This window comes from Mangrovicella endophytica, from assembly GCF_002893625.1.
Classification (GTDB): domain Bacteria; phylum Pseudomonadota; class Alphaproteobacteria; order Rhizobiales; family Rhizobiaceae; genus Mangrovicella; species Mangrovicella endophytica.
This window is the reverse complement of record NZ_PKMZ01000011.1, coordinates 59145-73878: the sequence shown is the minus strand read 5'-3', so window position 1 is coordinate 73878 and position 14734 is coordinate 59145. Positions and strand designations below refer to the sequence as shown.

16 protein-coding genes are annotated in these 14734 nt (G+C 66.1%); 10 read left to right on the top strand and 6 right to left on the bottom strand.

Annotated features, from left to right (window positions below; all coding sequences use genetic code 11):
• Positions 1-59: 59 nt before the first annotated feature.
• The gene (deoA, locus tag C0R46_RS18005; RefSeq protein ID WP_102961052.1) at positions 60-1382 is read left to right on the top strand and encodes a thymidine phosphorylase; all 1323 of its coding nucleotides are present in this window, start codon (positions 60-62) and stop codon (positions 1380-1382) included.
• Between the two features lie 87 nt (positions 1383-1469).
• Here deoA and C0R46_RS18000 read toward each other — a convergent pair whose 3' ends face one another.
• The 6 genes from C0R46_RS18000 to C0R46_RS17975 form a co-directional block, all read right to left on the bottom strand.
• Positions 1470-2024, bottom strand: coding sequence for a retropepsin-like aspartic protease family protein (locus C0R46_RS18000; RefSeq protein ID WP_102961051.1), 555 nt, complete (start codon positions 2022-2024; stop codon positions 1470-1472).
• A gap of 160 nt (positions 2025-2184) precedes the next feature.
• Complete coding sequence (upp, locus tag C0R46_RS17995) at positions 2185-2814, bottom strand: uracil phosphoribosyltransferase (protein WP_102961050.1); 630 nt, start codon at positions 2812-2814, stop codon at positions 2185-2187.
• 202 nt (positions 2815-3016) lie between these two features.
• On the bottom strand, positions 3017-4213 hold the full coding sequence (locus C0R46_RS17990; protein ID WP_102961049.1) for a phosphopentomutase: 1197 nt from the start codon (positions 4211-4213) through the stop codon (positions 3017-3019).
• Between the two features lie 37 nt (positions 4214-4250).
• On the bottom strand, positions 4251-4868 hold the full coding sequence (locus tag C0R46_RS17985) for a TadE/TadG family type IV pilus assembly protein (protein ID WP_157944683.1): 618 nt from the start codon (positions 4866-4868) through the stop codon (positions 4251-4253).
• Complete coding sequence (locus tag C0R46_RS17980) at positions 4865-5434, bottom strand: TadE/TadG family type IV pilus assembly protein (protein WP_102961047.1); 570 nt, start codon at positions 5432-5434, stop codon at positions 4865-4867. The genes C0R46_RS17985 and C0R46_RS17980 overlap by 4 nt, the downstream gene beginning before the upstream one ends.
• 128 nt (positions 5435-5562) lie before the next feature.
• Positions 5563-6021, bottom strand: a complete 459-nt coding sequence (locus C0R46_RS17975; protein ID WP_102961046.1) for a pilus assembly protein N-terminal domain-containing protein — start codon at positions 6019-6021, stop codon at positions 5563-5565.
• Positions 6022-6270: 249 nt separating this feature from the next.
• On the opposite strand from C0R46_RS17975, the gene C0R46_RS17970 reads away from it, so the two are divergent.
• The 9 genes from C0R46_RS17970 to C0R46_RS17930 all read left to right on the top strand — a co-directional run bounded on the left by C0R46_RS17970 (position 6271) and on the right by C0R46_RS17930 (position 14702).
• Positions 6271-6444, top strand: coding sequence for a Flp family type IVb pilin (locus C0R46_RS17970; protein ID WP_102961045.1), 174 nt, complete (start codon positions 6271-6273; stop codon positions 6442-6444).
• A gap of 270 nt (positions 6445-6714) precedes the next feature.
• The gene (locus C0R46_RS17965) at positions 6715-6888 is read left to right on the top strand and encodes a Flp family type IVb pilin (RefSeq protein ID WP_102961044.1); all 174 of its coding nucleotides are present in this window, start codon (positions 6715-6717) and stop codon (positions 6886-6888) included.
• A gap of 108 nt (positions 6889-6996) precedes the next feature.
• Positions 6997-7506 (top strand): A24 family peptidase, encoded by a 510-nt coding sequence (locus C0R46_RS17960; RefSeq protein WP_102961043.1) that lies wholly within the window; start codon positions 6997-6999, stop codon positions 7504-7506.
• A 159-nt stretch (positions 7507-7665) separates the two neighbouring features.
• Complete coding sequence (gene cpaB / locus C0R46_RS17955; protein WP_102961042.1) at positions 7666-8493, top strand: Flp pilus assembly protein CpaB; 828 nt, start codon at positions 7666-7668, stop codon at positions 8491-8493.
• A gap of 11 nt (positions 8494-8504) precedes the next feature.
• Positions 8505-10118, top strand: coding sequence for a type II and III secretion system protein family protein (locus C0R46_RS17950; RefSeq protein WP_102961041.1), 1614 nt, complete (start codon positions 8505-8507; stop codon positions 10116-10118).
• Between the two features lie 20 nt (positions 10119-10138).
• Positions 10139-10867, top strand: a complete 729-nt coding sequence (locus C0R46_RS17945) for a CpaD family pilus assembly protein (RefSeq protein WP_245413660.1) — start codon at positions 10139-10141, stop codon at positions 10865-10867.
• Between the two features lie 14 nt (positions 10868-10881).
• Positions 10882-12156, top strand: a complete 1275-nt coding sequence (locus C0R46_RS17940) for a CpaE/TadZ family protein (RefSeq protein ID WP_102961039.1) — start codon at positions 10882-10884, stop codon at positions 12154-12156.
• A 39-nt stretch (positions 12157-12195) separates the two neighbouring features.
• Positions 12196-13692 (top strand): TadA family conjugal transfer-associated ATPase, encoded by a 1497-nt coding sequence (locus C0R46_RS17935; RefSeq protein WP_102961038.1) that lies wholly within the window; start codon positions 12196-12198, stop codon positions 13690-13692.
• Positions 13692-14702 carry a type II secretion system F family protein gene (locus C0R46_RS17930; protein WP_102961037.1) on the top strand — a complete coding sequence of 337 codons (1011 nt, stop codon included), beginning with the start codon at positions 13692-13694 and terminating at the stop codon, positions 14700-14702. Before C0R46_RS17935 ends, C0R46_RS17930 begins: the two co-directional genes overlap by 1 nt.
• Positions 14703-14734 lie beyond the last annotated feature (32 nt).

Genomic DNA, 14734 nt, shown 5'->3' with positions numbered 1-14734 from the left:
GACAGCGACCGCAGCGCCCGGCATGAAGCGCCCGAATGACGAGAACAGGACGATCGCCGATGACGCTGATCCCGCAGGAGCTCATTCGCGCCAAGCGCGATGGCGGCACGCTGGACCCCGAAGCCATCCGCGCCTTCATCGCCGGTTTCGAGGGGGAGCGGGTGACGGAGGGCCAGGTCGCGGCCTTTGCCATGGCGGTGTTCTTCAACGGCATGCAGCCCGCCGAGACGGTGGCGCTGACCGAGGCGATGCGCGATTCCGGCGACGTCCTCGACTGGAGCGATCTCGACAGGCCGGTGCTCGACAAGCACTCCACCGGCGGCGTCGGCGACAATGTCTCGCTGATGCTGGCGCCGATCGTAGCGGCCTGCGGCGGTGCCGTGCCGATGATCTCCGGGCGCGGCCTCGGCCATACCGGCGGCACGCTCGACAAGATGGAATCGATCCCCGGCTACAGCGTCGCGCCGGATAATGCACTGTTCCGCCGAACGGTGAAGGAGGTCGGCTGCGCCATCATCGGCCAGACCGGGCGGCTCGCGCCGGCCGACAAGCGCTTCTATGCCATTCGCGACGTCACCGCGACGGTGGAATCGATCCCGCTGATCACCGCCTCCATCCTGTCGAAGAAGCTCGCCGCCGGTCTGCAGGGCCTCGTCCTCGACGTGAAGTCCGGCTCCGGCGCCTTCATGGCGCGGGAGGAGGATGCGCGCGCGCTGGCAAAGAGCCTCGTCGCCGTCGCCAACGGCGCCGGCCTGAGGACGACGGCGCTCCTCACCGGTATGGATGAGTCGCTCGCCTCCGACGCCGGCAATGCCGTCGAGGTGCGCAACGCGGTGCGCTTCCTCACCGGGGCGCATCAGGATGCGCGGCTTCGCGAGGTCACGCTGTCGCTCGCCGCCGAGATGCTGGCTCTGGGCGGCCTTGCAGTTGATGTGGAGGACGGGCGCGGAAAGGCTGAGGCGGCTCTGACGGGCGGCGCTGCCGCTGAAATCTTCGGCCGGATGGTCGCAGCGCTCGGCGGCCCCGCCGACTTCGTGGAACGGACGGACGGCTATCTGCCGGTGGCACCGGTGGTGAAGGAGGTCGCGGCGGAGGGCGCCGGCACGGTCGCCACCGTGGATACGCGCGCGCTCGGCATGGCCGTGGTGGCGCTCGGGGGTGGCCGGACGCGGCCGCAGGACCCGGTGGATCATGCCGTCGGCCTGACCGGGCTCGTCGGTCTCGGCACGACGCTTGCGAAGGGTGATCCGCTCTGCCTCGTCCATGCCCGCAGTGACGACGCTGCGGATGCCGCGGCTAGGATGGTCAGACAAGCATACCAACTCGCCGACGCAATTGCGGCCGGAAGCGGCCGACCGGCCGTACTGGATCGCTTCGGCTGACGGTGGAAATCGCCTGATTATAACGGACCGAGGCGCGCCATAGGCCTTCGCCGAGCACCGGCGGTGATCACCGGACGTCTGATGTGATCACTGCACCAGGTTGAGCGTCCCGGCCTCGACACCGAAGCGCTTCAGCTTCTTCAGAAAGCTCATGCCGAGCAGCGTCACCGGCATGTCGTCACCTTTGGAGACCACGGCCTCGACGTTGCGCACGGCGACGCGGCCGACCTCGAGTCGATCGATGGTGGCGAGCGCAACGGGACGCGTGCCGTTGGCCGTCTGGACGCTGTAGCGGAAGTCATCTGGCGCGACGTGGATGCCGAGCCGGCGGGCCGTCGCTTCATCCAGCGCCACATAGGTCGCGCCGGTGTCGACCAGCACGGGAACGGTCCGGCCGTTGAGGCGGGCGTCAGTGCGGAAATGGCCGTCAGGACCGGCAGTGAGCCGCGTGGTGCCGCTGGTGGGCGCAGGCTGCGCCCCTGGCGCGCCTGTTACCGGCGCCGCGGCCTCGACCACGGGCGGCGCCGGGTCGATCATCTCCTGCTCGTGGTCGACAAGCTGCTCGCGGTAGCGCTCGAAGACGGACGGGGCGGTCAGCGCCAGCAGCGAGGCGCCGGCAAGGACGAACAGGAACTTGTGCATCAACCGGCCGCAGCTCGTTGGTCGAGAGACCGCAGAGCCTAGCCGCCGCTCGTTAAGGGTGGCTGTGTCGCGGCCGGCTGTCTAAGCTCATTCCGCCGGCAGGGTTGCCGGAGCCTTAACGCCGGCATGGAATCGACCGGAAAACCGAAAGCGCCGGCTGCTATTTCGTGCCGTACATCCGGTCGCCCGCATCGCCGAGGCCGGGCACGATATAGCCCTTCTCGTTGAGGTGGCTGTCGACCGCCGCGGTGAAGACCGGCACGTCCGGATGCGCAGCGCGGAACCGCTCGATGCCCTCGGGCGCCGCGAGCAGGCAGAGGAAGCGGATGTTGCGGCCGCCCCGATCCTTCAGGCGCTGGATCGCGGCGATTGCCGAGTTGGCGGTTGCCAGCATCGGGTCGACCACGATCACCAGCCGGTCGGCGATGTCCTCGGGCGCCTTGAAGTAGTACTCCACCGGCTGCAGCGTTTCATGGTCGCGATAGATCCCGAGATGGGCGACGCGAGCGGCCGGCACGAGGTCGAGCATGCCTTCGAGGAGCCCGTTGCCGGCGCGCAGGATGGAGGCGAAGACGAGCTTCTTGCCCTCCAGCGTCGGTGCATCCATCGGCTCCAGCGGCGTCTCGATCCGCATGGTGGTCAGTTCGAGGTCCCGGGTCACCTCGTAGCAGAGCAGCGTAGAGATCTCCCGCAGGAGCCGTCGGAAGCTCGCCGTCGAGGTCTCCTTCTTGCGCATGATGGTGAGCTTGTGCTGCACGAGCGGGTGATCGATGACGGTGACGCCGTTCATGCAGGAAGCCTCGATTGTTTGGCGGCGCGGTGACATCGCGCCGGGAAGGGAAACGGTCAGCGGCAGAGCGATGAAGCCTGTCCGATGACGACGACGCCGACGTTCTGACGCCCAATGTTCTAATGCATCAACCCGGCGCCATGCACGAGTTTCCGTGCCGGGCCGGTCTGCCTCCACATCGTAGATCTCGAGCGCGGCTGCCTTATAGGAAAGTCGCCCCGTGTGGACCGGCCGGCAGGCGCAGATGCGCGGCGACGCTCTCCCCGATATCGGCAAAGGTGTCGCGGTGGCCGATCTCCCGCGCCGCAATTCCGGGGCCGAAGGCGAGGATCGGCACCTGCTCGCGCGTATGTTCGGTGCCGGGATAGGTCGGATCGCAGCCATGGTCGGCGGTGATGATGGCAAGATCCCCGGCCTTTAGCCTGGCGAACAGCTCCGGCAGGCGCCGATCGAAGGCCTCGAGCGCGGCAGCATAGCCGGGCACGTCGCGGCGGTGGCCGTAGAGCATGTCGAAGTCGACGAAATTGGCGAAGACGAGGTCGCCGTCAGCGGCCTGGTCGAGGGCTTCCAGCAGCCGGTCGAACAGCGCCATGTTGCCGTCGCCCTTCAGCACCGTGCTGACCCCCTGATGGGCGAAGATGTCGCCGATCTTGCCGACGGCGATCACCCGGCGCCCGGCCTCGACAGCCCGGTCGAGGATCGTCGGTTCCGGCGGCGGCACCGCATAGTCGCGCCGGTTGGCGGTGCGGCGGAAGGAGGCCGCGGTCTCGCCGACGAAGGGGCGGGCGATCACCCGGCCGATATTCAGGGGATCGACGTGGCGGCGGGCGCTGAGGCAGAGTTCAAAGAGGCGCTCGAGCCCGAAGGCCTCCTCATGCGCGGCGATCTGCAGCACGCTGTCGGCCGAGGTGTAGAAGATCGGCTTGCCGCTCGCGATGCTCTCCTCGCCAAGCGCCGCGATGATCTCCGTTCCCGAGGCGTGACGGTCGCCGAGTATGCCGGGAATGCCGGTGTCGTCGATGATCTCGTCGATCAGCGAGGCGGGGAAGGCCGGGACAGTGTGCGGGAAGTAGCCCCAGTCGAAGCGCACGGGGACGCCAGCGATCTCCCAGTGGCCTGACGGCGTATCCTTGCCGCGCGACACCTCGGCGGCCGAGCCCCAGCAACCTGTCGGCGCTTGGCTCTCGCCGCCGGATCCGGCGGCGTTCAGAAGGCCGAGCGCGGTGAGATTGGGGATGTGCAGTGGTCCGCTGCGCAAGCCGTCGCGGTCGCCGCGGCCGGCCTCGCAGGCCTCGATGATGTGGCCGAGCGTATCGGCGCCGGTATCGCCATAGGCGGCAGCGTCGGCTGCGCCGCCGATGCCGACGGAGTCGAGTACGATGAGGATAGCGCGACCCAAGGGCTTCTCCGCCGCATGACGCGCGGCGGCCGATGCGTCACGTGCAGTTGCCGCAGGTGACCTTATCGCCGAGGCGCGGGTTCAGATATGACGTTTCGCCCATGTTGATGACGTTGGTCAAACCATATCCGCCAAGCGGCGTGTAGTCGTAAGCCGTCTCCGCCACCATGATGTACTTGTTGATATAGCCGGAGAACTGCGTCGGCAATACATAGCTCGATTTGGCGGCGAGCTTCGTGAGCCCGCGGCCGACCGACCACTCCACCGTCTGCTTGCCGGTGGCGTCGATCTTGATCGACGACACGCGGACCTTCAGGAGCGAACTGTCATAGGGCTGCACGATCGACGCGGCGATATTGAAGATGCCGTTCACGTCGTCCGTCGTCACGTCCGACGACTGCGTGATCAGGTCGTTGATCGTGCTCGAGGCATGCTGAACCTTCCGGTTCAATGTGATGGCGATCGAGACCTCCGAGCCCGTCATGTAGAGAATCAGCATGAAGGGCGCGATCAGCGCGAACTCGACGGCGCCAAGCGCACGTTTATCGCGCAGGAAGGCCAGCAGGCTCGTGCCGCCGCCGGCCTGCGCCCGTCGGCCTGCGGCCGTCACACGGGCAGGGAGGCGCGCGTCCGGGCGGTTCGGGGCGCCCATCATGACGTGTAGGGCTCCGTCCGGAAGGCCGCCATGCCGAAGAGGAGGTGCGAGCCGTCGGCGGTGTCGCTCAGATATTTGCGCATGACGTCGGTGAAGATCGGCCACTTGTAGTAGACGCGCAGCGCGGTGATCGTTTCGCCGGCGGGGAGCTTGTAGCCGAAGCCGCTGCTGTCGACGTCGCCGTCCTTCATCGGGGTCAGGATCGGAATCGAGGCGAAGCTGGTATAGGTGTTGAGGTCGATCTTCAGCTTGCTGCAATCCATGAGGTAGCTGACCTGGTCGCAGATTTCCTTCTTGAAGGTCGCCTCGTCCATCTTCTTGGCGGCGACCTCTCCGGTCCGGATCTTCCGGCCGACTTGCTCCACCGCGTGATCGAGAGCAACCTCGCCGAGGAAGACGAGGGATGTTTCCAGTGTGGCGAAGACCAGTCCGAAGAAGGGCAGGGCCAGCATCGCGAATTCGATGACGGTTGCGCCACTGCGGTCGCGCGAGAACAGCCGTGCCCGCGTCCTGAGGCTCCTTGGACTCGAAGCCTGGTCCGGCATGGTCTGTCGCTGATCGTTCATACGGTCCGATCGTGCTGTTAGTGGCCGCCGGGGCGGCATGGGTCAGGTGAGATTAGTCCTGTGACCGTTTCGAATGGGTTGCGGCTGATCGGCGGTTTTTAGCGTCCCGGTTCCTTTCGGCCGACCCGCTACTTCGCTCCCGTCGCCATCGTCTGGCGGGTCGCATATTGCTGCGCCGCCGCGTCGAAGGCGGAACTCTCGTCGCCGATCGTGACCGTCGGTTCGCAGGAAGGGGCACAGGCATAGGTCACGCGGCTGGCCTGGCGGTAGACGCGGACGGTCTTCTCTTCGAAGCTCTGCACGGCGACGGACTCGTCCATGATCGCCTTGCCATCTCCGTCGAGCACGACGAGGTTGGTAATGCCGTAGGAGCGGCCGGTCAGGACAAGCGTCGAGGAGTCATTGACCGTCACGTCGACGATCGAAGGATTGCCGACGATCACGGTCGCGGCCGGGCGGTCGATCTTCAGGACGCGGGCATGGTCGACCTCTACGCGCAGCATGTCCTCTGCTGCTGCAGGCACGACCAGCCAGGACAGCAGCGCGAGCGCGATGCAGGCCGTCACCGAAGGGAGGGAGCTGCGCATGGGCGATCTCATATGGTCAATACCGGTTGCTGCAAGAGGCCTAACACCGGTTCGGTAAATGAAGCTTTAAGCAGACAATTTTAGCAAATAGACTTGGACTTCGCTGATGTTAACTTGCCGGCCGGTGGTATAGATAAGCGTTAACTGAATTCCTTAAGCGGATCGAAACTGCGCAGGCCTAGGGTGCGGCATCCGATCGACGGGAACAGTCGACGGGAGTGCTGTTACAACGGGCTGTAAGGAGTTCCCATGTCCAACGTTTTCGCTCGCTTTCTGAAGAACGAGTCCGGCGCCACCGCGATCGAGTACGGTCTCATCGCTGCGCTGATCGGCACCGCCATCATTACCGTGGTCGGCACGGTCGGCACGAACCTGAAGCAGACCTTCACGGACGTCGGCGCCGCGGTCACGACGAAGAAGTAAGCCGCGTCGCGGCCGGCGGCAGCGACTATGCCGCTGCCGGCCTCGCACGACGCCCGGCAGATAGCACTGAGCGCGAAGCAGCGGCGTCATGCCGAAGCTTCGCGTTTGGCGTTGAATATCTGGTGTCGGCGGTAGAAGTGTAAACAAGATCGTAAAGATATGGCGTTCGATCATTAACTATCGCGCTTAAGTTGAACGCAACAATGCACTGATAGGCTGACTGTATTCCGCGGCGAGGGCTGTGGGACGACAGAACCCCTGGAGGAGCACATGAAGACCACCTTTACGAACTTCCTGCGCAATGAGGCCGGCGCGACGGCCATCGAGTATGGGCTGATCGCCGCGCTGATCGGCACCGCGATCATCACGGTGGTCGGCACGGTCGGCACGAACCTGAAGCAGACCTTCACGGATGTCGGCGCCGCCGTCACCACCAAGAAGTAAGCCTGTGGCCGGTGAGGCCGAGGCTGGAGACGATCCGGCCATCGGCCCGCCGACGCAGCCGGCGAATGTCAGCCGACTGAGCACGCCGGGCACAGAAGGAGAGAGACGATGCTAGCTGCCGTTCTTCTGGTCGTCTTCCCGTTCTCCATGGCCTTTGCGGCCTTTTCCGACCTCGTCTCCATGACGATCTCGAACCGGATCCCGATCGTCCTGTCGATCAGCTTCCTGGCGCTCGCCCTCGTGACCGGCATGCCCTATCCGACGATCGCTCTGCATCTTCTCGTCGGCATCCTCTGCCTCGCCATCACCTTCGGCTTCTTTGCGGCTGGCTGGATGGGCGGCGGCGATGCCAAGCTGATCGCAACGACCGCTCTGTGGCTCGGCCCGACCGCGAGCCTCCTCGAATACCTCTTCGTCGGCTCCATCCTTGGGGGCATGCTGACGCTCGGCCTCCTGATGGCGCGCGCCAACATGGTACCGGCAACGGGCATCGATTTCGTCGACCACCTTCTCGAGCGGGAGACGGGCATCCCCTACGGGATCGCGCTCGGTGCGGCAGGCCTAATTGCCTATACGTCGAGCGCCTGGCTTGACCTTGCCTTGCAGCCTGTCCTTTGAGGATCGGCAGGACTTTGATGTCTGCCGTTACGGCAGCTGCTACGAAACTCTTAAATGCCATTCGCATTGATAGGGCTTCGTTAACCATACATTGAGGGTTTGCGCCGATAACCGTTGTACCGGGCCTGCATGTGCGGGCCTCGCTGAAGGGTTCAACGGATGAAGATCGCGCGCCTCGCCGTCGTGGCAGTTGCGCTCCTCGCTGCGGGAGGAGCGGCCCTCATCGTGATGAACATGTCGGCGCCCGAGCCAACGGAGCCCGTCATCATCACTGCGACCCCCGCTGAACCACCGATCAAGCTGACGGAAGTTCTCGTCACCGAGCGCGACCTGGCCATGGGCACCACGGTCGACGATGCGCTTGGCTGGCAGAAGTGGCCGGAGGAGGGCGCCGGCCCGACCTTCATCCTGCGCAGCCAGCGACCGGATGCCATCGAGGAACTGAAGGGCTCCGTCGCACGCCAGTCCTTCTTCGCCGGTGAGCCGGTGCGCGAGGCGAAGCTGATCAAGGCCGATCACGGCTTCATGTCGGCGATCCTGCCGGCCGGCAAGCGCGCGATCGCCGTGCAGATCGCGGCCGACACCTCGGCAGGCGGCTTCATCCTGCCGGACGACCATGTCGACATCATCATGGCCCGCCGGCGGACGGATCAGAACGGCAGTTCGGGGGGCGACCAGTTCGACACCGAAACCGTGCTGCAGAACCTGCGCGTCCTCGCCATCGATCAGACCATCGAAGAGCAGAACGGGGCGAAGGTCGTGGTCGGCTCCACCGCGACGCTCGAAGTCGATGCCCAGCAGGCCGAAGCGCTCACCGCGGCGCAGCTGATGGCCGAAAAACTGGTCCTGTCGCTGCGCTCGCTCGCCGACTCCGTGCCGGGCTCCCCAGGCTATGCCGCCTTCCTGCTCGCCAAGGGCGAAGGGCGCAACGGCAAGATCCGCGTCGTGCGCTACGGCCAGACCACCGACATCACCACCAAGAAGTGACGGGACGCGCCATGAACACGTTCGCGAACAAGGCCCATCGCCTCTCCGTCTCCCGCCGCGCTCTGGCCCTCGGCCTCAGCGTGCTCACCGCCGCGGCGCCGATCGCGACCGCACCGGCTTTCGCCGAGGACGCGGTGATGCGCGTCACCCGCACCCAGCAGTCGATCAGCCTCGGTCTCGACAAGTCCAAGGTCATCGATCTGCCGCGCGATGCCCACGACATCCTGGTCGCCAACCCGGAGGTCGCCGACGCGGTCACGCGGACAGCCCGGCGCATTTACATCTTCGGCAAGCAGATCGGTCAGACCAACGTCTTCATCTTCGACGCGCAAGGGCGCGAGATCGCCGTGCTCGACCTGCGCATCGAGCGCGACATCAACGGCCTCGAGGCGACGATCCGCAAATACATCCCGACCGCCGAAGTGCAGGCCGAGATGCTGAACGACAACGTCGTCCTCACCGGCACTGTGCAGACGCCGCAGGATGCCTCGCAGGCCGTGCGCCTGGCGCAGATCTACGTCACCGGCGGCGAGGCGACGACGAGCCAGTACATCAAGTCCGCCATCGGCCAGAGCGGCTCGGGCGGTGGCGGCGACGTTTCGCAGGCCGGCGAGGAGCGCCAGCGAAGCCAGATCGTCAACCTCCTGAAGATCCAGGGCGAAGACCAGGTGACGCTGAAGGTCACCGTCGCCGAGGTCCAACGCTCGATCGTCAAGCAGCTGGGTCTGAACGGCGCCGTCTCGACAGCAATCGACGGTATCGATTTCGCATCGAACATCAACAACCCCTTCGCGCTTGGCAAGGCCGCTTCCGCCAGCTTCCTCGGCGCGTCCGGCGGCGTCGGTAACGGCAATCTCGACGCCACCTTGAGCGCACTTGACCAGGCTGGCGTGATGCGGACGCTGGCCGAGCCCAGCCTGACCGCAATTTCCGGCGAGAGTGCCAGCTTCAAGGTGGGCGGAGAGTTCCTGATCTCGCAGGGGCAGGACTACTCGCCCGGCAAAGCGGAGACGTCAGAATTCAAAGGCTACGATGGTTCCGGCAAGCCTATCTACGAGACGGTCCCCGCAACGCTGCCAAGGCGCGAGTACAAGACCAAGGAAGTTGAGTACGGCATCGGGCTCGACTTCACGCCCGTCGTGCTCTCGCCGGGCCGGATCAGCCTGAAGGTCCGGACCAGCGTGTCCGAACCCACTTTCGAATCCCCCTTCCACATGTCCGGAGGATCGGACGGCGGCGTTGGCGCGGTGAGCATCCGCAAGCGCCTGGCCGATACGACAGTCGAGCTGCCCTCCGGCGGCTCCCTCGTCATCGCTGGCCTGGTGCGCGACGAGATGCGGCAGGTGATCTCCGGCTACCCAGGCCTCTCCAAGCTTCCCGTCCTCGGCACGCTGTTCCGCAGCCGCGATTTCCAGCGCTACGAGACCGAGCTGGTCGTGATCGTCACGCCCTATCTCGTGCGGCCCGTTGCCCGTCAGGACCTCGCCCGGCCGGACGACAACCTGAACTTCACCAGCGACGGCGCCGGCAACTTCCTCGGCCGGATCAACCGCGTCTATGGCGCCATGGACACCAAGCTGCCGGCCGGCCGGTACCACGGCGTCGTCGGGTACATCTACAAATGAGCGGCTTCAGGAGAGAGAACGTGTCGATCACCGTAGCGCCCTCCGACGGCCGCCGCGCCACCAGGCGTGGCGCGAGCAAGGCCGCCGCCACCGGGGCGGTGCTCCTGGCCGCGCTCGTGGCCGGCTGCGCCAACGTCCAGCACGTCGAGGTCGGTGCGATCCCGGACGACTACCGCACCCGCCATCCGATCACCGTGTCGGAGGCCGAGGAGGACCTGGAGATCCCGGTTGCCTCGTCCGAGACGCGGCTGTCGGAAGCCAATGCCAGCCGCATCCGCGCCTTCGCGGCCCGGTTTCGTGCCTCCGGCGCCGAGGTCATCCGGGTCATGCTGCCGCACGGCTCGACCAATGAGGCGGCCGCCGAGCTCGTGTCGGGCAGCGTCCTGAAGACGTTGCGCGCCCGCGGTGTCGCCCAGCATCGCATCCTCATCCAGCCCTATGCCGCAGCCGGCCTTTCCGGGCCGACGCCGATCCGGCTCGCCTTCGTCACGTTGGCGGCGAAGACGGCGCCCTGCGGACGCTGGCCGAAGGATCTCGGCGATACCACGGACAACAAGAACTACTTCAACTTCGGCTGCGCCAGCCAGCAGAACCTCGCCGCCCAGATCGCCGATCCGCGCGATCTTCTGGGACCGCGCGGCGTCGGCGAGATCGATGCGGAGCGCCGCACCGACATGCTGGACAAGTACCGCCGCGGCGAGGCGACGCCATCCGAGCGCTCGCCCACCGAATCCGACTACGACTGGTAAGCGGGAGATTGAGCATGGATGCGGGTTTCAAGCATTCCGGCGATCCTGACGCCGTCATGGGAGAGCCGTCGGCGGAGATGGACGCGCTGCGGCCGATCCCGCGCATCTCGATCCAGGCCTTCTGCGAGACGGAAGCCGTCGCGCGGCCGATCGAGCGCGCCGGCGAGGACCGGCGCATGGCCAAGGCGCATTTACGCGTCCATATGGGCGGCGTGAGGGCGGCGGCGGAGCATTATGCGAGCGCGCCGACGCCGAACCTGGTGATCCTGGAGTCGCGCTACGCCCCGGGCGAGCTGATGACCGAGCTGGAAGCGCTGGCGGAGGTCTGCGACCCCGGCTCCAAGGTCGTGGTGATCGGTCACTACAACGACGTCGCGCTCTATCGCGACCTCATCCGCAACGGCATCTCGGAATATCTCGTCGCTCCCGTCGCCCTGGCCGACATCATGGGCGTCATCTCCTCGCTGTTCGTGGCGCCCGATGCCGAGCCGCTCGGTCGCTCGCTCGCCTTCGTCGGCGCCAAGGGCGGTGTCGGCTCGTCGACCATCGCGCATAACGTCTCCTGGGCGATTTCCAAGCTCTTCTCCAGCGATGTGGTGGTGGCCGATCTCGACCTGCCCTTCGGCACTGCCAATATCAACTTCGACCAGGATCCCGCGCAGGGGATCGCCGAGGCGATCTTCTCCGCCGACCGCATGGACGACGTCTTCCTCGACCGCCTCCTGTCGAAATGCGCTGACCATCTTTCACTGCTCGCGGCGCCGTCGATCCTCGATCGCACCTACGATTTCGATGCCGATGCCTTCAGCGCGCTGATCGAGACGGCCCAGCGCGGCTCGCCGATCGTCACGCTTGACGTGCCGCATGTCTGGAACGACTGGACCCGGCAGGTGCTCGCGCGTGCCGACGAAATCGTCATCACGGCAACGCCGGATCTGGCCAATCTGCGCAACGCCAAGAACCTCGTCGACACGCTGAAGCGTCTGCGGCCGAACGACCGAGCGCCCCGCCTCGTGTTGAACCAGCTGCAGATCCCGAAGCGCCCGGAAATCTCGCCGCAGGAATTCACCGATCCGCTGGAGCTCGAGCCGCTGGCGATGATCGACTTCGATCCCGCCATCTTCGGCGCCGCCGCCAACAACGGCCGGATGATCGCCGAGACGGACGCCAAGCACCCGGCAGCCGAGGCCTTCAGCCAGATCGCCCATGTGCTGACCGGCCGCGGCGAGGCGAAACGGCCGAAGAAGACGGGCCTGTTGGGCCTGAAAGACCTGCTCCGGCGCAAGTAGGAGCGGCAGCTGCGACAGGGCTGACAGGAAGAGCTGACGATGTTCGGAAAACGCGGAAACGACAGCCCGGCACCGGTTCGGGCTCCGACGCCGGAGCGGCCACAGGCGCAGCCCGTGGCCGCAGCGCCAGCGCCTGCGCCGGCGCGCGCCGAGGCAGCGCCGCGCGCCGCCGTGGCCGCGCCGTCGATGCGCATGCCCGATCCCGTTCCGGCCGCGTCCGAGCCGCAACCGGCCCGCGCCCGTCCGGAAAGCTACTACGAGACGAAGACGCAGGTCTTCGCCGCCCTGATCGACACCATCGATCTCTCGCAGCTCGCCAAGCTCGACGCCGAGAGCGCGCGCGAGGAGATCCGCGACATCGTCAACGACATCATCGCGATCAAGAATTTCGCGATGACCATCGCCGAGCAGGAGGATCTCCTCGGCGACATCTGCAACGACGTCCTCGGCTATGGCCCGCTGGAGCCGCTGCTCGCGCGCGACGACATCGCCGACATCATGGTCAACGGCGCCCGCCAGACCTTCATCGAGGTCGCCGGCAAGGTGCAGGAGACCAGCATCCGCTTCCGCGACAACCAGCAGCTCCTCAATATCTGCCAGCGGATCGTCAGCCAGGTCGGCCGGCGCGTGGACGAGACTTCGCCGATCTGCGACGCGCGCCTGCCCGACGGCAGCCGCGTCAACGTCATCGCCCCGCCACTGGCGATCGACGGCGCGGCGCTGACCATCCGAAAGTTCAAGAAGGACAAGCTGACGCTCGATCAGCTCGTCAAGTTCGGCGCCATCTCGCCGGAAGGCGCGACGATCCTTCAGATCATCGGCCGCGTGCGCTGCAACGTCATCATCTCCGGCGGCACGGGCTCGGGCAAGACGACGCTGTTGAACTGCCTGACGCGCTACATCGACACGGACGAGCGCATCATCACCTGCGAGGACTCCGCCGAGCTGCAGCTCCAGCAGCCGCATGTGGTCCGTCTCGAAACGCGCCCGCCCAACATCGAGGGCGAGGGCGAGATCACCATGCGCGATCTCGTCAAGAACTGCCTGCGTATGCGCCCCGAGCGCATCATCGTCGGCGAGGTGCGCGGCCCGGAGGTGTTCGACCTCCTCCAGGCCATGAACACCGGCCATGACGGCTCGATGGGAACGATCCACTCGAACTCGCCCCGCGAGTGCCTGAACCGCATGGAATCCATGATCGCCATGGGCGGCTTCACGCTGCCGGCGCGCACCGTGCGCGAGATCATCGTCGGCTCCGTCGATGTCATAATCCAGGCGGCGCGCCTGCGCGACGGCTCGCGCCGCATCACTCACATCACCGAGGTGCTGGGGATGGAGGGCGATGTGATCACCACGCAGGACCTTTTCCTCTACGACATCGTCGGCGAGGACTCGCAAGGGCGCCTCGTCGGCCGCCATCGCTCCACCGGCGTCGGGCGCCCGGCCTTCTGGGAGCGCGCGCGCTACTACAATGAGGAGCAGCGGCTCGCCGCAGCTCTGGACGCCGCCGAGATCAGCGAGGGGGCGCTGCGCTGATGTCGTCCTCGCTCGGCATGCTGATGGTCGTGGTTCTGGCGGGCGTCGCTGCGGCGGCGCTTGCCTATGCCATCCTGCAGCCGCGGATCGCTGCGGAGCGCAATGCCGAGAACCGGCTGAACCAGTACAAGAAGGCCGAGACCGACAGCGCCTCCAAGCGCATGAACCGCGACCGCGTGCAGGAGCAGGCACGGCGACGGCGCACACTGCAGTCCTCGCTGAAGGACCTGGAGACCAAGCAGAAGGAGCGCGACCGCCACACGACGCGCCCCACCATGCAGCGCCGTCTCGACCAGGCCGGTCTGTCGATCAGCGTGCGCCAGTTCATCATCTTCAGCGTCGTCACCGGCTTCGTCTTTCTGCTGGTCGCGATCGTCCTCGGCCTGTCGCTCCTCCTTGCCCTTGGCCTTGCGGTCATCGGTGGCCTCGGCCTGCCGCGCTTCGTCGTCGACCGGTTGCGCAAGCGCCGCCAGATGAAGTTCATCGACGAGTTCCCGAACGCCGTCGACCTCATCGTGCGCGGCGTGAAATCGGGCCTGCCGCTGAACGATACGCTGCGCATGATCGCTGGCGAGACGCCCGAGCCCGTGCGCTCGGAGTTCCAGAAGGTGATCGAGGCACAGCAGCTCGGCCTCTCGACCGCCGAGGCCGTCGAGCGCCTCTACCAGAACATCCCGCTGTCGGAGACGAACTTCTTCGCCATCGTCATCCAGATCCAGAGCCAGGCCGGCGGCAACCTCTCCGAGGCGCTCGGCAACCTCAGCCGTGTGCTGCGCGACCGCAAGAAGATGAAGGGCAAGATCCAGGCGATGTCGATGGAGGCAAAGGCCTCCGGCGGTATCATCGGCTCGCTGCCGATCATCGTGGGGGTGCTCGTCTATCTGACGACGCCCGACTACATCGCGGTGCTCTTCACCACGGATATCGGCCGCATCGTTCTCCTCGCCTCGGCGGTGTGGATGGCGCTCGGCATCTTCACCATGAAGAAGATGATCAACTTCGACTTCTAGAACGGATCGGCAGCCGGCGGTGTCGCCGTCGG

Bases quoted from the DNA above. Each gene is read 5' to 3' on its own strand.
- C0R46_RS17965 (WP_102961044.1), top strand. From the start codon at position 6,715: ATGAAGACCACCTTTACGAACTTCCTGCGCAATGAGGCCGGCGCGACG.
- C0R46_RS17960 (WP_102961043.1), top strand. From the start codon at position 6,997: ATGCTAGCTGCCGTTCTTCTGGTCGTCTTCCCGTTCTCCATGGCCTTT.
- cpaB (WP_102961042.1), top strand. From the start codon at position 7,666: ATGAAGATCGCGCGCCTCGCCGTCGTGGCAGTTGCGCTCCTCGCTGCG.
- C0R46_RS17975 (WP_102961046.1), bottom strand. From the start codon at position 6,021: ATGCGCAGCTCCCTCCCTTCGGTGACGGCCTGCATCGCGCTCGCGCTG.
- deoA (WP_102961052.1), top strand. From the start codon at position 60: ATGACGCTGATCCCGCAGGAGCTCATTCGCGCCAAGCGCGATGGCGGC.
- C0R46_RS17985 (WP_157944683.1), bottom strand. From the start codon at position 4,868: ATGATGGGCGCCCCGAACCGCCCGGACGCGCGCCTCCCTGCCCGTGTG.
- C0R46_RS17980 (WP_102961047.1), bottom strand. From the start codon at position 5,434: ATGAACGATCAGCGACAGACCATGCCGGACCAGGCTTCGAGTCCAAGG.
- C0R46_RS17970 (WP_102961045.1), top strand. From the start codon at position 6,271: ATGTCCAACGTTTTCGCTCGCTTTCTGAAGAACGAGTCCGGCGCCACC.
- upp (WP_102961050.1), bottom strand. From the start codon at position 2,814: ATGAACGGCGTCACCGTCATCGATCACCCGCTCGTGCAGCACAAGCTC.
- C0R46_RS17940 (WP_102961039.1), top strand. From the start codon at position 10,882: ATGGATGCGGGTTTCAAGCATTCCGGCGATCCTGACGCCGTCATGGGA.
- C0R46_RS18000 (WP_102961051.1), bottom strand. From the start codon at position 2,024: ATGCACAAGTTCCTGTTCGTCCTTGCCGGCGCCTCGCTGCTGGCGCTG.
- C0R46_RS17950 (WP_102961041.1), top strand. From the start codon at position 8,505: ATGAACACGTTCGCGAACAAGGCCCATCGCCTCTCCGTCTCCCGCCGC.
- C0R46_RS17935 (WP_102961038.1), top strand. From the start codon at position 12,196: ATGTTCGGAAAACGCGGAAACGACAGCCCGGCACCGGTTCGGGCTCCG.
- C0R46_RS17930 (WP_102961037.1), top strand. From the start codon at position 13,692: ATGTCGTCCTCGCTCGGCATGCTGATGGTCGTGGTTCTGGCGGGCGTC.